Raw genomic sequence first — 19,206 nt, forward strand, 5'->3', positions numbered from 1 at the left:
ACTTTTTAAAAAGCGATTTTAAGAGTTTTAGTTAAGGTCGGTCTTTTTTACTTAAAAATGGTGGTTGACTTATTTACCATTATACGCTGACACCACCCGAATTTTGTCGAAAATTTATTACATGCATAACTTATTTCACAAGCAGTTTAAACAAGACTGTAGCAGGAGGGTCTTTCCATTGATTGCAAAATTAATGAGCTTATTAAAAATTGGTTCACCTAAGGTTGATCTTATCTTAGATACAAATCAAGTAAAACCAGGGGATAAAATTTCTGGAGTATTTTATATGGAAGGTGGATGGGTGAAACAAAAATTAAAAAGATTAGAATGTGATTTTGTTCGGGAATATCACGGGGAAAAACCAGAAGTTATTCAGCCTGTAAAGACTGTTTTAATGTCAGATACGATAGATTCTGATGACCAAACGGAAATTCCTTTTACCTACAAGTTACCAAAAGAACTACCGCCAACGTCAGAGGATGTTTCCTACCGATTAGAAACGAAATTAGTTTTTACGAATGATACAAAAAGCATAGATACGGATGAAATTGTAGTTCTTGTTTCAACTAGCTAAACATAGATTGTAAATAAATAAACATCAATCCTTGATTTTCCATCACAATCTTTCTCATTTTTCTGCTATAATAGCAAACAGACGAATAATAAATCTGCACGGTGCAGGAGAGGTTCTAGCGACACCCTCTATAAAAAACTAAGGATGAACTGTGCCCTTAGGTATAGTTCTTTTGTTTTTGGGTGGATAGGATTCTCTCTTTCTATACGAAAGGAGAATTTTTTTATGGAAAAAGCAGTTGTTGTATTTAGCGGTGGTCAGGATAGTACTACCTGTCTATTCTGGGCCTTAGAAAAATATGATGAAGTAGAAGTTGTGACCTTCGATTATAATCAACGTCATAATGAAGAAATTAAAGTTGCGAAGGAAATTGCCGAAGATTTAAATGTAAAGCACCATGTACTGGATATGTCCATATTAAGTCAATTGGCACCGAACGCACTAACACGTGATGATATAGAGGTAAAAGATGGAGAAAACGGTGAATTACCTTCGACATTTGTCCCTGGACGAAATCTAATGTTTCTTTCTTTTGCTACCATTTTAGCAAAACAAATTGGTGCTAAGCATATTGTTACAGGCGTATGCGAAACAGACTTTAGCGGTTATCCAGACTGCCGTGATGTCTTTATTAAATCACTTAATGTAACACTTAATTTATCGATGGATGATCAGTTCGTTATTCACACTCCTTTAATGTGGCTCGACAAAGCGGAAACATGGGAGCTTGCTGATCAGCTTCATGCTTTTGAGTACATTCGAGAACAAACCCTTACTTGTTATCACGGTGTTCGTGGTGATGGTTGTAGAGAATGTCCATCATGTAAGCTACGGCAAAACGGACTTGATATTTATCTCAAGCAGCGTGAAGAGGTGAACTCCTAATGTACGGCTTTACCATCGTAGAAAACTTACAGAAAATTGACGAAGATATAAAACGCCATGAACTGAAGTATCATAAACAACGTGTCTTAGTAAGTAAAGAATTTACATTTGATGCAGCACACCATCTTCATTGCTATGAAGGAAAATGCAAAAACCTTCATGGCCACACCTACAAAGTCATTTTCGGAATTAGTGGCTATGTAGATGATATTGGAATCGTGATAGACTTTGGTGATATGAAGCAAATATGGAAGGAAAAAATTGAAATTCATCTTGATCACCGTTATTTGAACGATACACTGCCAAAAATGAATACAACAGCAGAAAATATGGTCGTTTGGATTTATGAAAAAATGGAAGATGCACTGTCTAATTACCCAAATCATTGCCGAGTAGAATTCGTGAAGCTTTATGAAACACCAACAAGCTACGCGGAAGCAAGACGGGAGTGGATGACGAATGAGTAAATTCCCGGTACTTGAAATATTCGGTCCAACTATTCAAGGGGAAGGAATGGTCGTTGGTCGAAAAACGATGTTTGTTAGAACTGCCGGTTGTGACTACAGTTGTTCCTGGTGTGATTCTGCATTCACTTGGGACGGCAGTGCAAAGGACGATATAGAATTGTTAACTGCTGATCAAATCGCCACACGCCTGAAAGAAATCGGCGGGGATCAATTTGATCACGTGACTATCTCAGGAGGAAATCCAGCATTATTAGGCAAGCTTGGTGAACTAATTAAAACGCTACACGAATTGGATATAGAAGTAGCTCTTGAAACGCAAGGTAGTCGTTGGCAGGATTGGTTTCTCTCCATTGATGATTTAACGGTCTCTCCCAAACCACCGAGCTCAACGATGAAAACAAACTGGGAAATACTAGATGATATTATTACAAAATTGAAAGAAAATAACCGTCTAAAAAACACTAGTTTAAAAATAGTTATCTTCAATGAGGAAGATTTACATTATGCAGAAAAAGTCCATCAGCGTTATCCGGAGGTTCCATTTTTTCTACAGGTTGGTAATGACGATTTAGAAGAAAGCAGCCCAACTAACCTTGCGAGTTCTCTTTTATCTAAGTATGAATGGTTGATTGATAAAGTAGTTGCATCATCTAAACTTAATCGCGTCCGCGTTCTCCCTCAGGTACATGCACTTGTTTGGGGGAATAAACGAGGAGTATAGAAAAGGTGTCCAGTCACACAAAAAAGTGTGATAGACACCTTTTTCTTTTCCCTCGTAGAAAGCTTTGACTATTCTATTTCCTTTAAAATAGCTACCACTCTCGATTGATAGCCACCATCCTCTTCGACAAAATCGCCAACACATGTAATAAGTGTTACTCTATTTTCTCCACTTTGCAATTTCATAACTGACTCAGGGACCTCATCTTTTTTATATTCCCTTACACTGGAAAGCGAGAATGTTCGCTGTTCTCCGTTTTTCATCACCAATGTGAATTTTTTTTGCTCCTCCCAATTTTCCATTCCATAAAAAACACCTAATTCACCCTTCCAATCACGATGTCCAGATATGATGATATTTTTTACATCAAAGCCTCGAGTATCATACCAAGACAATACACCAGGATCATCCATAACACTCATCTTACCATTTTGATCCGTTTTAACAGGTTCTATTGGAATTTCTTGCTCATTCATAATCATCGAAATAGGATACTGACCTCCCTCTAAAATGTTAACTCTAGCTATATCCGTTTGATTAGAAGATGTAATAGAGCGATCTGATAAAAGATTGCTTTGTTTTGATTGGTGGTTCGAAACAGTATGTTTGGTTCCTGATAGATCACTAGCTAAAAATGTTAAACCAATTATTAAGACTATGACCAAAAAAACTACTTTTTTGTATCTCATCACTTTATCCTATCCTTAATTTCTCATGAAACGAAAACCTAAAAAACCGGCTAAGGTCAATGCTAGAATATAATATAGGTAGTCTACTATATTGGATGATTGCGAGGACCCATCACCAGTATCGGGCACACCCGGTGTTACGAGTTCTTCTTCCTTATCACTTTCACCAGTTGTCTCTGTTTGTTGTTGATTGGAATGGTTACCTTCTTGTTGTTCCTCCTCATTTTCTTCTGGTGATGAGGATGTGATCTGAACGGTAATTTGTTCCTGTACATCATTTAATGAAACGGTAATCGCAGCTTCACCTTTTGCTAGCGCTGACAGTTCCCCATCAGCATTGATTGTTAATAACGCCTCCGAACTAAGTGCAAAATCGACCCTGTCCGTAACATCGACTGTTGTACCGTCTTCTTTCACCCCTAAGACCTTCAACTGTAACTTCTCACCTACATTCATATTTAACTGGGAATCAACTTGCAGGGTTTCTATGTCGGATTCCTGCTCCTGTTCATGTTGAATAGCAAAAGTAACTTCGTCTTCCATCACTAATTCTGAAGCTAGATTTTGATAGCTAACGGAAAATGTGAACTCTCCAGCTGTTGAAGGATTTTGAACCTCTGGAATCTCTATTTCAAGCGTACTTTCCTCTGCTAAGGCAAACTCAGCTAAAGAAATCGTATCAAATGTTACCGTTCCCTCTTTAACGATCGCTGTTACGTTCACTTTCTCCTTTTCTCCTGAACCGCTAACTATGTAGGCATTTACTTCTCCCGCGGTATCGAGGTTAAACTCGCCAGGAACATTTACTTGTAAATTAGTTAAGGAATCGATTGCGTTATTGATTGGTATCGTGATTGTTAACGTGTTTTCCGCTCCAGCCTCTGTTGTCATACCATCCATCGATAAACCGGATTCTGCCGCTACTATTTTTGCTTGAAATGATAAAAGTACTACTAAACTAATGATTGAAACCAATGTTTTTCTATTCATATCTATTGCTCCTTTCTGACTCTACTATATTAATTGATTACCATTTTTAAAATTTGTTAAACCTATTATTAGAAACAAAAAGGAACTAATGGAAAGCTGACCACAGCACTTAAAGCTATATGTTATGATAAGAAAATGAATGGATACAAAAAGGAGATAGACAAAATGTTTGACTGGATACCCATATCGTACGAAACACTGATAGATATAGGAATTTCAATTGGAGTTTTTCTTGTATTTTTGATATTCCGTAAGATTTTTGCTAAATACGTATTTCACTTAATTTTAAAAATTAGTAAAAAAACACCAACTGATTTCTTTTCTAATGTTTGCCTTGCATTTGAACATCCAATCAGATGGATATTTTTAATCATTGGAATTTATGTAGCTGTTGGTTATTTTCCATATCTAGAACAATCTAACGAAGTCTTTAGACAATGTATAAGATCTGGTATTATTGCGATGATTGCCTGGGGGTTATATAACCTTTCATCTAGTTCCTCGCTTCTATTTACAAACATAAATGAACGAACAAACATTAAAATTGATCCAATCCTGATTCCATTTTTATCAAAAACAATACGGTTTGTAATCATCGCAATAAGCTTCAGTATTATTGCTCAGGAATTTGATTATGATGTTAACGGTTTTGTAGCTGGTCTTGGGCTAGGTGGACTTGCTTTTGCTTTAGCTGCAAAAGATGCGATCGGAAACTTATTTGGCGGTATTATTATTATCACAGAAAAGCCATTTTCGATTGGTAATTGGATTAAGACACCTAGTGTAGAAGGTATTGTAGAGGATATTAATTTTCGAAGTACAAAGATTCGAACCTTTGATCAAGCACTTGTAACTGTACCGAATGCAACATTAGCAAATGAAAATATAATAAACTGGAGCGAAATGGGGAAACGAAGAATCACCTTCCATTTAGGTGTAACCTATGATACTCCGAAGTCTAAATTGGAAAGTACAGTGAAGAAAGTGGAAGAGCTGTTAACAAATCATCCAGATGTCCATCCTGAAACAATATTTGTTCACTTTGATCGGTATAATGACAGTAGTTTAGATATATTCTTATATTTCTTTACGAATACAACGGTATGGGCAGAATATTTAAAAATAAAGGAAGAAATAAACTTTTCCATTATGGAGATTTTAGAGGACGAGGGAGTATCCATTGCATTTCCAAGTAGATCTCTTTATTTTCAGAAACAAGAGGAAGATATTTCAAGACCTGGACCTATGCTAGACGGTGACAATTAAAAAATAACATAGTTTATATTGGGGAGTTAATTAAAAACGAAGGGATAGAATAACGATGAATAGACATATTATTTTTTTCGATATAGATGGGACACTTTTAAACGAAGACAAGCTGTTACCCAAAAGCGCCAAAGATGCCATATTTTCTTTAAAAGAATTAGGACATGAAGTGGCAATTGCAACAGGTCGTGCCCCATTTATGTTTGAAGACCTGCGTGAAGAATTGAAGATTGATACCTTTGTGAGTTATAACGGGCAATATGTTGTTTTAAATGGCGAGGTTATTTATACGAATCCATTAAACAAAGATGCTTTGGAATCTCTAACGGAACTAGCTGTTTCAAATGATCATCCCGTCGTTTTTATGGACCATGAGGATATGAAGGCAAATGTTCCTGAACATGAATATATAAAGGAAAGCATCAGCACGCTTAAAATTAAGCAGTTCCCTACACATGATCCGAGTTATAGTGAGGGAAGGGAACTTTATCAGTCTTTATTATTTTGTAAAGAAGGAGAAGAAACTCATTATCAAGATAAGTATAAACAGTTTGACTTTGTTCGGTGGCATCCGTTATCCACCGATATCCTCCCAGCAGGTGGATCAAAAGCTAACGGAATTGAAAAGATAATTGAAAAGCTTGGGATTGCAAAACAGTTTCAAGTAGCTTTTGGTGACTCATTAAATGATTTAGAGATGCTTTCCCAAATCGAAAATAGTGTAGCAATGGGGAATGGTCATGATTTGGCAAAAAAAGCTGCTAAATATGAAACCAAATCAGTAGAGGAAGATGGCATCTTACATGGATTGAAGATGCTAGGACTATTAGGGTAATTTGGGGACAAAGGGACAGGTTTACTGTCCCTTTGTCCCACTTTGCTATCTGTCCTCCACTACAATGTATGTAGCTTTTATTGGACCATGGACACCGACGACTAAATTCATTTCAATATCTGCACTATTACTAGGGCCTGTAATAAAATTAACGCAAGAAGCTACACGCTCACCAGCTTCTACCCGCTGATGAATTTCCCGAGTAGCTTGAGACATCCTTGGAACGAGTGTACTCTTGGGAACAATTGCAATATACGTAGCAGGAAGTAAGCTGACAGAACGTCCTTTGCCCTTATCACTGAAAAGAACAACCGTACCCGATTCAGCTAAGGTAATATCACTAAAAGTAATACCTACATCTGCTTGTTCAGCTATCCGGATACTTTCTTCTCCATTTTCTACATCCCACTGATGAACCGCTATATTCTGACTTTCTTTCCAACTTTCAAATGGATTGATCAAATGATAAGTTGTGAAACGCGGGTCATCCCAAGTCATAACGGATTTACCACCATACCCCTGTATAACACCTAGCAAAGTCTGAGCCAAGTTTTCTTGGTCCGTTCGTACTAAATCCGTATGAATCGATTTACATTGTTTCTCTAACACATCAACCAATTGGTCCTCTGTATGGTTTGAAAGCACGTTCCATTGTACTTGATTTTTCCACCTTGGACGTGCAACGCCCAACGTTCTTCTTTCACGTCCAAGATTGGTTGCAATGTTATTCAAAAATTTATCTCTATTTTTAATTTCCCCTTTTGGCACGCTCACTTCCTCCTTTCTCTCTATTTTTAAACCAATCTCTAAATCGTTGTTTTTGCGGTACTGGAAATTCACGTATATCCGTCCAAGGCTTTACCGGACCTGGTCCTTTTGATATCGATCCGTCTTTGACAAACGGAGTTACTAGAAGTGGCGCCATTCTCGTAGCTAGTTTATATAAATTTCCAGATCCGGCTACAATACTAAACCCTTGCATAGCAAGTCTTTCAGCAAGGTCTGATTTTTCCTCTTCCTCGACAATATTTCTCCGGTGTTTGACGAGTTGTTCATGTAATGGAATTTTAACGGGGCATACCTCCGTACACGCACCACACAACGTTGACGCATATGGTAACTCTTTATAGTCATCATAGCCGCCCAACAACGGTGTCAATACCGCGCCAATCGGTCCAGGATAAATCGAGCCGTATGCGTGGCCACCAACATGACGATATACCGGGCATACATTAATACAGGCAGCACAACGAATGCAGTGAAGCGCTTCCTGAAACTCTGTCCCTAATATTTTAGAACGGCCATTATCAACTATCACTAAATGAAATTCTTCGGGGCCATCCACTTCTCCTTCTATTTTTGGCCCCGTCAAGGCAGTTACGTAGCTCGTTAGCTTTTGTCCTACAGCAGCCCTTGTCAATAAACTAACTAAAACGTCAAGTTCTTCCCACGTAGGGACAATTCGTTCCATCCCCATGACCGTAATTTGCGTTTTCGGAAGGGTGGAAACCATTCTAGCATTCCCTTCATTTGTTACGAGAGCAAAAGAGCCTGACTCGGCAATTGCAAAATTACACCCAGTGATACCAACATCTGCTTCCAAAAATTCTTTTCTTAATTTTTCTCGTGCAAATAAAGTTAGCTCCTCTGGTTTTTCTGTTTTCGTATATCCTAATTTCTCTTTAAAAACATCACGAATTTGCTCTTTGTTTTTGTGTAAGGCCGGGGCAACGATGTGAGATGGTGGATCATGGTCATCGATTTGAAGAATGTACTCCCCTAAATCCGTCTCGACCACTTCACACCCGTTCTCTTCCAAAATATCGTTTAGTGCAATTTCTTCTGTAACCATAGACTTTGATTTTGCTATTTTCTTAGCATTCTTGTTAGCGATTACTTCACTTACATAGTTATTGGCATCATCTGCCGTTTCAGCAAAATAAACGTGACCACCTAGCTCTGCAATTTTGTCGCTTAGCTGCTGTAAATAAAAGTCTAGATTTTCCATCGTATGTTGCCGTATTTCTTGTCCTAAACTACGCCACTCTTCCCAATCTCCTAATTCATCTGCCGCATTTGCGCGGTTCGTTTGTAATCTCCCCTGTGCAGAACGGACAGCACCTCGCATAAAATCATCTTCAAGACCTTTGTCCACTCGTTTTGTAAATTCTTTTTCACCGATGTGCATTGGCATTAGACTTCACCCCGACTATTTAAAATTTCTGCAATATGCATCACTTTTATCGGCTTATTTTTTCGATTAATTCTTCCACCAATATTCATCAAACAGCCTCCGTCTGCACCAATGAGCACCTCGGTTTCCGTCTCCTCAATATGTTCCACTTTTTCATCAACCATTTGTTCCGATATAGTTGGCATTTTAACGGAAAACGTACCCCCAAACCCACAACAACTTTCTCGATTAGGTAACTCTACCATCTCTAACCCTTTTACATTACTTAATAGTTTTAGAGGAGCTTCTTTCACACCTAACAACCGTGTCATATGGCAAGAAGTATGGTACGTTGCTTTTGCGTGAAATTCAGAACCAGTATTGTCTACCTTTAAAACTTCAGTTAAGAATTGTGTTAACTCATATGTCTTTTCTTTTAATTTTTTTGCCTTTTCCTGCCAGACTGGTTCACCCTCAAACAAGGATTCATATTCGTGAAACATATAAGCACAAGAACCAGATGGACTGACTACATACTCAGAATGCGCAAAAGTATGAATCATATTTTTGGCAGCAGCTTTTGTTTTTTTATGATAGCCACTATTATAGGCAGGCTGACCACAGCATGTTTGCGTTTCAGGAAAATCCACTTCACATCCAAAGCGTTCAAGTAATTCTACTGTTGCTTTTCCCGCGTTAACATAAAACACATCCCCAAGACAAGTAATAAATAAGGATACTTTCATTTTAAACCCCCTCCCTTACATAAGCCCCTTTTTACAGTCCCATTTACATACGTGATTTAGTAAGCGGATTCTTTACTTTTAATAAAGAAAACTTGGCTAGCGCCAAGCCTTTAGGCGCAGGCGATTGCCTAGTTGCGCTTTTACTTAGTTCCATAAATCCAGTACGGGAAACTATTGATTCACTGTAATTAAGCTCAGTAAACGATCCTCCAGTTGCTGTATCGTATCTGGCTTGGTTTTACTATCTGTAATAATATGATCGATAACCTCTAAACTGTTAAGTCGAGAAAATGCTTGAACACCAAATTTGCTATGATCAATCATTATATAAACCACATCTGCAATATCTATCATTTTTTTCTTCACCCGCGCTTGCTGTTCGTCTGACTCACTAATGCCACGGTCCAGATGAAGTCCTTTACAAGAGATGAATGCCTTATTGACGTGGTATGCCTCTAATGATGATTCGGCTAGAGGACCTACGTAGGACAATGATTCAGGTAAGAGCGTTCCACCTGTTGAAATGACAGTGATTTCCTTTTTACCACTTAGCTCCATCGCCACTTTGATCGAATTCGTTAATACCGTCATTGGCATATTAGGTAAAGCTTTAGCCATATACCAAGCAGTCGTACTGGCATCCAAAATTACCCGATCTCCTTCAACTACTTGCTTGACTGCTTCGAGAGCTATTTCATTCTTTTCTTTCACGTTTGTTATTTCTCTTTCTGAATAAGGAAGCTCTACTGAGTCACTTGGCTCTACACTAACAGCCCCTCCATGACTTCGGGATAATTTTCCTTCCTTCTCGAGCTTTTCTAAATCTCTACGAATTGTCTCTTCTGTAACGGAAAAAATATTACTCAATTCCGTAACTCGAATACTTTTTCGTTCCTTTACCAGTTCTACAATTTTTTGTTGTCTCTCAGCAACAAGCACTACGTCCCCTACTTTCATTGTTCAGCGGTTTTTCAAAAGTTAGTGTTTATTAAAATAAATGTCATATCAAAATTTTCTGCCATTCTGCTAAAACACCACGTTTTGTGAACACATGTCAAAAGCTGAATGTAAGTTTAATTTTAATACCGGATAGGAAGTTTAGCAACTTACTTCCTATCCATGATTTGAACAATATTATCTTGTAAACGCAGCTGCAACTCCACCGTCAACCGTCACCATACATCCAGTCGTTTTTGCAGCTTTTGAAGATGCTAGGAATGCAATCGATTCTGCAATGTCCTGCGGTAAAATATTCACATTTAAGATGGTTCGCTTACGATAATGCTCTTCTAATTCTTCCGTACCAATTCCATAAGAAGAAGCTCTCTCTTCCTTCCATTCTGAATCCCAAATCTTCGACCCACGGATAACAGCATCCGGAAGGACAGAGTTGACACGAATACCATATTGTCCACCATCAGCAGCAACTGTACGAGCCAGATGAACTTCAGCCGCTTTAGCCGTGCTATATGCGGCAGCATTTTTACCAGCATAGATGGAGTTTTTCGAACCAACGAATACCATGTTTCCACCAATTGCTTGATCCTTCAGTAACTTAAAGGCTTCTCTAGCAACAAGGAAGTAACCCGTAACTAACACATTGATGTTTAAATTCCATTTATCAAGTGTTGTTTCCTCAAAAGGACTTGAACTAGCTAATCCCGCATTGTTAACAATAATATCTAATCCACCGTATGTTAAGACAGACTCCTGAAGTGCCGCTACGACTTCCTCTTCCTTTGTAACGTCCATTTTCAGTGCTGTTACACGGTTTTCACCAAATCGTTCATTGATTTCTTTCGCAACATCTTGTGCACCTTCTAAGTTAATATCGGCTATCACAACGTGTGCTCCTTCAGAAACGAGACGATACGTTGTAGCACTTCCAATTCCGCCTGCTCCTCCAGTTACAAATGCAACTTGACGAGAGAACTCTGCTTCAGGTGGAGCAAGGCTTAACTTATACAGCTCTAACGGCCAATATTCTATCGCAAAGGATTCTTCCTCATTTAGAGATACAAAGTTTCCTAGAATAGTAGATCCTCTCATAACAGAAACCGCTCGATGATATAATGACTCACTTACGTTTGCAGCCGTCCAGTTCTTCCCTGTGTTAATCATCCCAATACCAGGAATAAGCACGACACGTGGAGCTGATTCAACCATGTTGTCCCCTTCAGACTTATTACGGTTAAAGTAAGCAGTGTACGCTTCTTGGAAAGCAGCTATACCAGCTTTCACACTCTCTACTAAGCTATCAACATCTTTGCTGCTCGGATCCCACTCTACAAATAATGGCACCCGCTTCGTATGTACCAAGTGATCTGGACATGCAGCACCTACCTGTGATAGTTCTTTTGCATTGTTGCTATTAACAAACGTTAAAATATCTTCGCTGTCATCATAGGTTACAAGCATTTTTTTGTTATCGCTGACTTGCCCACGAACAACTGGTAAAACTTTTGCAAGAATTTCTTTTCTTTCTTCGGCAGATAAAGACTCATGTTTCTGTCCACCGAAAAGCGTCTGTCCGTTAGCTTTTGCTTCCAGGTAATCTTCAGCCTCTTGGATAATAGAAATCGTTTTATGATAACTCTCTTCAGAAGTTTCTCCCCATGTAACAAGACCATGCTTTTCCATAATGACTAATTCTGCATTAGGATTATTTTGTACACCTTCAGCAATCATTTTTGAAAGCTTGAATCCAGGACGAATGTATGGAACCCACACAAAACGATCACCATAAATTTCTTCAGCAATTTCCTGTCCATTATCTGCACAAGCAATACTAATGATTGCATCTGGATGTGTATGATCCACGTGTTTAAATGGTAGAAATGCGTGTAGTAATGTTTCAATCGAAGAGCGGGGATGCTTAGCATCAATCATGCAGTGAGCCAAATAATTAACCATATCCTCATCAGACATATCATCTTTTTCCATTAATGGTCGAATATCATCCATCTTTAATCCAGTGAAATTTTTTGCTCCCATTGTTGCAAGATCTGAACCACTACCCTTTACCCACATGACTTCTATTTCTTCACCACGGAAGTCTGTTTCTATTGTTTTGGTCGATGTATTTCCTCCGCCCCAGTTTGCAACAGAACGGTCTGACCCTAATAGATTAGAGCGATAGACTAATTCACCTAAGCCACTTTCAACATTTGCATTATTATCCCATTTGTTTTGAACCATGAATATGTTCCTCCCCTTTTGTTTACCTCTTAAAAAGAGAATAACACACTTTTGTTTATTTTTGAATAGTTTATTTTAACTTTTGTTTGTGTTTGTTTTGTGTTTGGTTTTTGGAGTTACTTTCTTATGTTTAAAAAAACGGTCACTGTTAAATCAGTGACCGTTTCCTCATTTTGAAAATTGTTGTATTCCATTTGTATTTAAGACGCTTTTTATTTATTTAATTCTGATTCCCTTTGCCTTTTTCAGCCTTCTTTTCCGCACCAATGGATATCGATACACCAACACCTTTATTACCTTCTACATTAACATCTACTTTTCCCTTGCCTTTGACCTGATTATCTTTCCCATTTGCTTTGTCACTGCCGGTTCCCTGATTTCCTCGCTTCTCTTCACCTTGTTTGGATTTAACTTCAATGTTAACATCTGCTTTTCCTTTAACTTCTGCACCATGTCCCTTTCCTTTACCATTACCATTGCCGTTGTTTCCTTTATTGCCTTGCTTTTTCTCACTTTTATTTGATTCAACTTCCTCACTCACGTCAACATCAGCTTCCGATTTACCTTCTACTTCAGCTTCAGCTTCAACTGATTCAGACTCTTCCTGTTCTTCGGCATCTTCCGTTGTATCCTCTTCTGATTCTTTTACTTCTACATTTGCAGAGTTTGTTGTTTGTTGCTCAAACTTTTTCTCAAGCTTTCCGAAGCTCTTTTCAATGTTTTTCATTAAAGCATCTCTTGCCGTATCGTTTCCAACCTTTTCGAATGCAGCAGACAGTGCAATGATGTTTTGGAAGAAACGAGCTTCCAGATCCGCTTCTAATTCAAGCTCCTCCGAGATTTCCGCATCTATTTCAGTATCCGCTGTTACCTCGTCTTCACCCTCAGCAGACTCATCACTTTCACTTTCTTCTTCATCAGATTCGGCATTGTTCTCCTCTTCACTTCCTTCATCTTCACTAGAGGATGATTCCTCATCTGATCCTTCATTAGAGGATGATTCCTCACTAGATGATGTGTCTTCGTCTGATCCTTCACTATCCTGATTATCTTCATCTTTTGAGGCTAATTCTAATGCTTCTTCTTGTTGTTCAAGTGCTTTTTTCATTGTTTCTTGCGCTGCTTCTATGTCGCCTTCCGCTAATAATGCGCGCACTTCAGCGATCCGTTTTTCGGCGAATTCAGCCAACTTTTTCGCTTTTTCCGTATCATCAAAAGTCAAAGCAAGCTGTATTTTTTCAGCGAGTGAAGTTACAAAGTAGAAAAAATCACCAGGAAGCAGTTTGGGCGAATCGACTGATGCCTCCGTGTCACTTTCAACGTCCCCTTCTAAGTCGACAACAGTGGTATCTTCTCCTTCTGTCTCTTCATCTGCCTCCTCAGCCTCAACATCTACATCATCTTCAGTATCAACAGCAGTTTCATTATCCTCATCGGTTACCACTACCTCTAGATCTGTTGATTCCTCCAGTTCAACCGAATCATCTTCATGATCATCAGCAAACACCCCACTAACTCCATAACTAAAAGTGAATCCTGTTGTAAGTATGCTAGATACTAGAATCTTACGCCATTTGTCGTTCATTTATAAATCCTCCCTTTATATCATTTGACTTTTGTTGGAGGTTTTTAAGGATCCTCCCTATCACTTTGCATTAGGTGGAAATGGCCATTTCTCACTGTCCTATGTTTTTCAATATACTCTTTCGTTAAGAAATAGACATTTTTAGGGGGTCTTTGAAAAATTTCATACGAACTGTTTTTCAGAAAGTTTCTCACTTTTGCCATTAAGCACGATTAAAAGTAAAAAAGCCTGAAGAAGGAATCCTACTTCAGGCTTTCTTTAATCATTTATCTTTTTGATAATACATCTTTTTCATATGCTTTTACTTCTTCTAACCAAGTTTCTTTTGCGGGAACTCCCATTTTCTCACAATAATAATCCCAAATAGCACCAAACGGATATGTTTTAAACTCTTCCATTAATGCCAATCTATCCGTGAAGTTGCCTTCTTCCTGCAGCTGCTTCAAATGCTCATTTGGAAGAAGCATGGCATATAATAGTGATTTAATCATATTTCGTGTACCAATTGTCCAAGCTGCCACCCGGTTAATACTTGCATCAAAAAAGTCTAGACCAATCATTACTTTATCCAACGCATCATTTCGAACAATTTCTAAGCCAATTTCGCGTAGCTCGTCATCAAAAATAACAACATGATCACTGTCCCAGCGAACCGGCCTAGATACATGTAATGCAACTTTATCACTGTATAACATCATCGCCGATAGTTTATTCGAAACAACTTCCGTTGGATGATAATGGCCTGTATCTAATAAACATAGCTTATTATTCTTCAGAGCGTACCCCATATAAAACTCATGGGATCCAACTACATACGCTTCCGAACCAATACCAAACAATTTACTTTCAACTGCGTCCACATTATATTTTTCATCAATTTCAGTTGCAAAAATTTCATCTAAAGATTCTTTCAATCGCTTTCTCGGTGTCAGACGATCACTCGGAATATCTTTATATCCATCTGGAATCCAAATATTTGTTAGAGCAGGTTTTCCTAACTCTTTTCCAAAATACTCCCCAATTTTACGACTTGCGATACAATGTCTAATCCAATAGTCTCTAATTTCTTTATCCGGATGTGCTAACGTTAATCCATCTTCTGCTTTCGGATGGGAGAATAATGTTGGATTAAAATCTAAGCCTAAACCATTTTCTTTTGCCCAGTTTACCCAATTTTCAAAATGCTTTGGCTCTAATTCATCACGTTCCACTACTTTTCCATCTGTTTCTCCATAAATAGCATGTAAATTCACTCGGTGTTTACCAGGAATAAGAGAAAGTGCCTTTTCTAAATCACTTCGCAACTCTTCCGGTGTAGTCGCTTTCCCAGGGTAATTACCTGTTACGTCGATTCCACCAGATAATTCCTGCTGATTCGTTTCAAATCCACCAATGTCATCCCCTTGCCAACAATGAATTGAAATTGGTACATTTTTCAATTGTTCAAACACTTGATCTACATCTATACCCCATTTTTCGTAATCTTTCTTTGCTCTTTCAAAATTTTCTTTTGTAGACATATTTATTCCTCCTCTTACACCTTTTGAGTCATATATTTCTTAACGTCGAATGATTGTTTAATCATCCTTCGAGCCTCGTTAATATCCTTCAGCTCTCCCAAAGCAATTAACTGAGCAACGATATTTCCGATAGCTGTGGCCTCAACAGGACCAGCAAGAACTTCTTTATTCGTTGTATCTGCAATAAGCTGATTCAGCATCTCGTTTTGACAGCCACCACCAATGACATTAATCGTTTGAAATTCTTTCTCATAGATTTCTTCAATTTGGGCGATTGCTGTTTGATAACTAACTGCTAAACTATCAAACACACATTTCGCAACTTCTCCCGGTATGTTCGGAATCGGTTGATTAGTCTCCGAACAATATTTTTGAATTTGTTCAATCATACTGTCAGGCTTTAAAAATCGATTGTCATCAACATTTACTGTTGCTTGAAAGGTGGTAGCCTTGTTCGCTAAATCAACGAAGTCCGAAAAGCTGTATTTGTCATCATAATTCCGCTTTACCTCTTGAATCATCCACAGTCCCATAATGTTTTTCAGGAATCGATAACGATAATCCATCCCGCCTTCATTCGTGAAGTTATAATCTAGTGCTTTTGTCACACAGATCGGAAAATGATTTTCCACCCCAATTAACGACCATGTTCCTGAACTGATATAAATCGTATCATTTACTTCCGGAACAGAAATCACCGCAGATCCAGTATCATGTGTAGCTGGTAATAACACTTTCATATCAAAACCAAATTCATCTGCTAACTCTTTTTTCAATGGACCTACTTCTGATGTTGGAGCTTTCATGTCGTGGAACATTTCTTTATTTATGCCTAATTGATCCAATAAACCGACATCCCATTTCTTTGTAAAAGCATTAACGAGCTGGGTTGAAGTCGCATTTGTATATTCATTCACTTTTTGTCCTGTTAGCAAATAGTTAAAATAATCAGGAATCATCAGAAAGGACTGCGCTTTATCTAATATCTCAGGATTGCTTTTTTTAATAGAAAATAATTGATAAATCGTGTTAAATTTTTGAAATTGAATTCCAGTTTCTAAATAAAGCCTTTCTTTACTAATAATTTCAAAGACTTCCTCCATCATTCCATCCGTTCGGGAATCACGATACGCAACCGCATCTGTCAATCGCTCGTCGTTTTCACCTAATAACACGAAATCAACTGCCCATGTATCGATCCCGATACTTGTTGGTTGTAGCCCTTTGTTGCGACATTCGTGAATACCTTTTTTAATTTCTGAGAACAATGCATCAACATCCCAACAAAAGTGTCCGTCTTTTTCTATTAAATTATTTTCGAAACGATACACTTCGTCTAGTTTGAGCTTATTATTTACAATCCGACCAGCAATCAACCTTCCACTTGAAGCACCAATATCGACAGCTAAACTGCATTTGCCCATGATATCACCCCTTATTTGAAAGCGTTTCACTACCTGTTATGATAATAGAAAAATTCCCATTCAAAAATATCTTGATTTACTTTTTTATTGTCCTTATTTGCTAATTGAAGTTGAACTACCTGTCCATTGGAACCTTGATCATTTGCTTGAAGAAAAAAAGCTTACGAATGATTCATAAGCTTTTCTCTAAACTTCCTTGGAGTCTGTCCATATTTATTTTTAAAGATTCGGTAAAAGTAACTAATGTTGTCGTACCCGACTTGTTCTACGACAGTCGAAATGGGAATATCCGTATTTTTTAATAACTCTTTTGCTTCTTGAAGCCGCTTTTCCTGCAATAACTCCTTAAACGTTTTATTCGTTACTTTTTTAATATCTTTGCTTAACCGATAATGTGGTTGGTTTAACTTATCCGCTAATTCATATAAGGAAGCTTCTTTATAATGTTCTTCAATATATTTCAGGGATTCCATAATTAATTGGTATTGCATAAAACTCTCGTTCTGCTTTTCAATTTTATCCGAGTGTTTAATAAGCTCAATCATCAACAACCCCATGTATAATTTAATCGTTGATTCGGATAGCAAAGAAGGTTTCATAATTTCCTTAATAATTTTATGAATTAACTCTTGAATTGATTTAACCTCAGAAACAGCAAAATACAAAAATTGGCCACTTTGCGTATGATTGAATAAACTATTGATTAAAAAATCACCAATATTATTTTCTATATTGTCAGCTGTTAAATAGCTAAAAATGTAATCAAAAAATTGTGGTTGGATAATAAAATTAATAATGATATCTTCCCGTTGACAGGCTTTTATTTCATGTTCTATATATTGATTTAACAGTAATAATTCGCCCTTTTTTAGTACAATATCTTCATCCCCAACTTTTTGTTCTAGCCTTCCATTATATACGTAATTAATTTCAATATAATCATGCTTATGTTTAGGAAAGTCCACGAACCTTGTATGCTTTCTCACCATAATCATTTTTTCTTTACTTAAAAATTTTTCACTTTCAATAATAAAGTCCGTTTTATCGGTGTATATGTCTTTTTTTACCTGGTTATTTCGTTGTAAGATAGCTGTTTCTTCATCCGTTTCTTGAATAAGCTCTTGGAAAAGGTCTTCAGGCAAGGATTTTTCCTCCTTTAATCAACCAAACAATCTATGTTGCTTTATTATAGCATGGATAAGGCTAGAAATACTTAAAAAGTGAGACAGAGGGACAAGTTTACTGTCCCTCTGTTATTACACACTTCGGCTTACTATTTTAAACCCTTCTTTGCTTTTTGAACACGCATTAATAGCGGAATCCATAACTAAGAATTAGAAGCAAGAAAGGAGAGACCGCGCAGTTACCTTTTCAATAATTAAGGGTTTTTTTTTATATAAATGAGGAATTCCCCTGATAATCAATGCAAATCCTCTTTTATATAATGAAGGGTGTAAAGTGATTGTGTGATCAAAATGAACGATAAATTTCGAAGTAGATTTCTTGAGAGGGTGATATTTTATGCAAAAAAAGAAGCAAGGAGAGGGAAATCTAAAAGGGACATTGGTTAGTGTTTTTGCATTAGGGTTTTTAATTATGCTTATGTGGTTTGGCGCATATGCTTTTTATTTAACGAGATAATAGGAAGAAGGTGATAGATATGCATTTTCATAGATATGAAAAAATTTGGTTAGGGTTTGGTATCTTTTCTTTAGTTTTATTTCTAAGTATTGTTGGCGTTAGTGCTTTTGGTTTTAATCATCACCCTACAGGAGGTCTAGATACAATAGATCCAGAGAAAGTAGAGGAAACACCTCCATTTGATCAACCTGGAGTTAAGAGATTAGATGAAAACACCTATGAAGTCGCCATTATTGCTGAGGCTTTTGGTTATTCTCCAAATAACATTGAAGTTCCAGTAGGGAAGGAAATAATTTTTAGAGTGACCAGTAAAGATGTTACTCATAGCTTTTCTATTATAAACACGAATGTGAATATGATGGTTGTGCCAGGGCAGATTAGTGAAAAAAGTTATACTTTCAAAAAAACTGGAGATTTTTTAATTCTCTGTAACGAATATTGCGGTACAGGACATCATTACATGCAAGCTGAAATAAAGGTGGTTGAATAATG

At 37.4% G+C, this 19,206-nt stretch carries 19 protein-coding genes and 1 riboswitch; of the genes, 8 read left to right on the plus strand and 11 right to left on the minus strand.

Translation table 11 applies throughout. From position 1 onward, the window contains the following. Positions 1–178: 178 nt before the first annotated feature. The 4 genes from JOC48_RS18470 to queE all read left to right on the plus strand — a co-directional run bounded on the left by JOC48_RS18470 (position 179) and on the right by queE (position 2,647). Positions 179–574 carry a sporulation protein gene (locus JOC48_RS18470; protein WP_204501895.1) on the plus strand — a complete coding sequence of 132 codons (396 nt, stop codon included), beginning with the start codon at positions 179–181 and terminating at the stop codon, positions 572–574. Between the two features lie 103 nt (positions 575–677). Beyond that, positions 678–722: riboswitch (PreQ1 riboswitch) on the plus strand. Between the two features lie 77 nt (positions 723–799). Beyond that, entirely contained in the window at positions 800–1,459 is a 660-nt protein-coding gene (gene queC, locus JOC48_RS18475) for a 7-cyano-7-deazaguanine synthase QueC (RefSeq protein ID WP_204501896.1), read from the plus strand. Next, complete coding sequence (gene queD / locus JOC48_RS18480) at positions 1,459–1,926, plus strand: 6-carboxytetrahydropterin synthase QueD (RefSeq protein ID WP_204501897.1); 468 nt, start codon at positions 1,459–1,461, stop codon at positions 1,924–1,926. The genes queC and queD overlap by 1 nt, the downstream gene beginning before the upstream one ends. Continuing rightward, positions 1,919–2,647 (plus strand): 7-carboxy-7-deazaguanine synthase QueE, encoded by a 729-nt coding sequence (gene queE / locus JOC48_RS18485; protein ID WP_204501898.1) that lies wholly within the window; start codon positions 1,919–1,921, stop codon positions 2,645–2,647. Before queD ends, queE begins: the two co-directional genes overlap by 8 nt. A 68-nt stretch (positions 2,648–2,715) precedes the next feature. On the opposite strand, the gene JOC48_RS18490 is transcribed toward queE, so the two are convergent. Both JOC48_RS18490 and JOC48_RS18495 read right to left on the minus strand, forming a co-directional pair. After that, a complete protein-coding gene (locus JOC48_RS18490; protein ID WP_204501899.1) occupies positions 2,716–3,312 on the minus strand; it encodes a class F sortase in 597 nt (198 codons plus the stop codon). A gap of 39 nt (positions 3,313–3,351) precedes the next feature. Continuing rightward, complete coding sequence (locus JOC48_RS18495) at positions 3,352–4,326, minus strand: DUF2808 domain-containing protein (RefSeq protein ID WP_204501900.1); 975 nt, start codon at positions 4,324–4,326, stop codon at positions 3,352–3,354. Between the two features lie 165 nt (positions 4,327–4,491). On the opposite strand from JOC48_RS18495, the gene JOC48_RS18500 reads away from it, so the two are divergent. Both JOC48_RS18500 and JOC48_RS18505 read left to right on the plus strand, forming a co-directional pair. After that, positions 4,492–5,592, plus strand: coding sequence for a mechanosensitive ion channel family protein (locus tag JOC48_RS18500; RefSeq protein ID WP_204501901.1), 1,101 nt, complete (start codon positions 4,492–4,494; stop codon positions 5,590–5,592). Positions 5,593–5,647: 55 nt separating this feature from the next. Then, positions 5,648–6,427, plus strand: coding sequence for a Cof-type HAD-IIB family hydrolase (locus tag JOC48_RS18505; RefSeq protein WP_204501902.1), 780 nt, complete (start codon positions 5,648–5,650; stop codon positions 6,425–6,427). A 45-nt stretch (positions 6,428–6,472) separates the two neighbouring features. Here the strand turns inward: JOC48_RS18505 and JOC48_RS18510 are convergent, their stop codons facing one another. From JOC48_RS18510 to JOC48_RS18550, 9 genes are all read right to left on the minus strand, one after another. Then, positions 6,473–7,195 carry an LUD domain-containing protein gene (locus JOC48_RS18510; RefSeq protein WP_204501903.1) on the minus strand — a complete coding sequence of 241 codons (723 nt, stop codon included), beginning with the start codon at positions 7,193–7,195 and terminating at the stop codon, positions 6,473–6,475. Next, on the minus strand, positions 7,176–8,621 hold the full coding sequence (locus JOC48_RS18515) for a LutB/LldF family L-lactate oxidation iron-sulfur protein (RefSeq protein WP_204501904.1): 1,446 nt from the start codon (positions 8,619–8,621) through the stop codon (positions 7,176–7,178). Before JOC48_RS18515 ends, JOC48_RS18510 begins: the two co-directional genes overlap by 20 nt. Further along, positions 8,621–9,346: a (Fe-S)-binding protein gene (locus tag JOC48_RS18520; protein ID WP_204501905.1), complete on the minus strand. Its 726-nt coding sequence runs from the start codon at positions 9,344–9,346 to the stop codon at positions 8,621–8,623. The genes JOC48_RS18515 and JOC48_RS18520 overlap by 1 nt, the downstream gene beginning before the upstream one ends. 171 nt (positions 9,347–9,517) lie before the next feature. Continuing rightward, positions 9,518–10,285 (minus strand): DeoR family transcriptional regulator, encoded by a 768-nt coding sequence (locus tag JOC48_RS18525; protein ID WP_204501943.1) that lies wholly within the window; start codon positions 10,283–10,285, stop codon positions 9,518–9,520. 195 nt (positions 10,286–10,480) lie between these two features. Then, complete coding sequence (locus JOC48_RS18530) at positions 10,481–12,544, minus strand: bifunctional aldolase/short-chain dehydrogenase (protein ID WP_204501906.1); 2,064 nt, start codon at positions 12,542–12,544, stop codon at positions 10,481–10,483. 220 nt (positions 12,545–12,764) lie between these two features. Further along, positions 12,765–14,129, minus strand: a complete 1,365-nt coding sequence (locus tag JOC48_RS18535) for a DUF5667 domain-containing protein (protein WP_204501907.1) — start codon at positions 14,127–14,129, stop codon at positions 12,765–12,767. A gap of 266 nt (positions 14,130–14,395) precedes the next feature. Further along, positions 14,396–15,649, minus strand: a complete 1,254-nt coding sequence (gene rhaA, locus JOC48_RS18540; RefSeq protein ID WP_204501908.1) for an L-rhamnose isomerase — start codon at positions 15,647–15,649, stop codon at positions 14,396–14,398. Between the two features lie 14 nt (positions 15,650–15,663). After that, positions 15,664–17,073, minus strand: coding sequence for a rhamnulokinase (gene rhaB, locus JOC48_RS18545; RefSeq protein WP_204501909.1), 1,410 nt, complete (start codon positions 17,071–17,073; stop codon positions 15,664–15,666). A 161-nt stretch (positions 17,074–17,234) separates the two neighbouring features. Continuing rightward, positions 17,235–18,215, minus strand: a complete 981-nt coding sequence (locus tag JOC48_RS18550; protein WP_204501910.1) for an AraC family transcriptional regulator — start codon at positions 18,213–18,215, stop codon at positions 17,235–17,237. A 379-nt stretch (positions 18,216–18,594) separates the two neighbouring features. On the opposite strand from JOC48_RS18550, the gene JOC48_RS18555 reads away from it, so the two are divergent. Both JOC48_RS18555 and JOC48_RS18560 read left to right on the plus strand, forming a co-directional pair. Next, entirely contained in the window at positions 18,595–18,714 is a 120-nt protein-coding gene (locus JOC48_RS18555) for a cytochrome C oxidase subunit II (protein WP_204501911.1), read from the plus strand. A gap of 19 nt (positions 18,715–18,733) precedes the next feature. Further along, positions 18,734–19,204: a cytochrome c oxidase subunit II gene (locus JOC48_RS18560; RefSeq protein WP_204501912.1), complete on the plus strand. Its 471-nt coding sequence runs from the start codon at positions 18,734–18,736 to the stop codon at positions 19,202–19,204. Positions 19,205–19,206: the final 2 nt, after the last annotated feature.

The organism is Aquibacillus albus (genome assembly GCF_016908325.1).
Classification (GTDB): Bacteria; Bacillota; Bacilli; order Bacillales; family Amphibacillaceae; genus Aquibacillus_A; species Aquibacillus_A albus.

Excerpts from the sequence above, each read along its gene's own strand:
- queC (WP_204501896.1), top strand. The coding sequence starts at position 800 with ATGGAAAAAGCAGTTGTTGTATTTAGCGGTGGTCAGGATAGTACTACC.
- queD (WP_204501897.1), top strand. The coding sequence starts at position 1,459 with ATGTACGGCTTTACCATCGTAGAAAACTTACAGAAAATTGACGAAGAT.
- queE (WP_204501898.1), top strand. The coding sequence starts at position 1,919 with ATGAGTAAATTCCCGGTACTTGAAATATTCGGTCCAACTATTCAAGGG.
- JOC48_RS18495 (WP_204501900.1), bottom strand. The coding sequence starts at position 4,326 with ATGAATAGAAAAACATTGGTTTCAATCATTAGTTTAGTAGTACTTTTA.
- JOC48_RS18500 (WP_204501901.1), top strand. The coding sequence starts at position 4,492 with ATGTTTGACTGGATACCCATATCGTACGAAACACTGATAGATATAGGA.
- JOC48_RS18505 (WP_204501902.1), top strand. The coding sequence starts at position 5,648 with ATGAATAGACATATTATTTTTTTCGATATAGATGGGACACTTTTAAAC.
- JOC48_RS18515 (WP_204501904.1), bottom strand. The coding sequence starts at position 8,621 with ATGCCAATGCACATCGGTGAAAAAGAATTTACAAAACGAGTGGACAAA.
- JOC48_RS18520 (WP_204501905.1), bottom strand. The coding sequence starts at position 9,346 with ATGAAAGTATCCTTATTTATTACTTGTCTTGGGGATGTGTTTTATGTT.
- JOC48_RS18530 (WP_204501906.1), bottom strand. The coding sequence starts at position 12,544 with ATGGTTCAAAACAAATGGGATAATAATGCAAATGTTGAAAGTGGCTTA.
- JOC48_RS18535 (WP_204501907.1), bottom strand. The coding sequence starts at position 14,129 with ATGAACGACAAATGGCGTAAGATTCTAGTATCTAGCATACTTACAACA.
- rhaA (WP_204501908.1), bottom strand. The coding sequence starts at position 15,649 with ATGTCTACAAAAGAAAATTTTGAAAGAGCAAAGAAAGATTACGAAAAA.
- rhaB (WP_204501909.1), bottom strand. The coding sequence starts at position 17,073 with ATGGGCAAATGCAGTTTAGCTGTCGATATTGGTGCTTCAAGTGGAAGG.
- JOC48_RS18555 (WP_204501911.1), top strand. The coding sequence starts at position 18,595 with ATGCAAAAAAAGAAGCAAGGAGAGGGAAATCTAAAAGGGACATTGGTT.
- JOC48_RS18560 (WP_204501912.1), top strand. The coding sequence starts at position 18,734 with ATGCATTTTCATAGATATGAAAAAATTTGGTTAGGGTTTGGTATCTTT.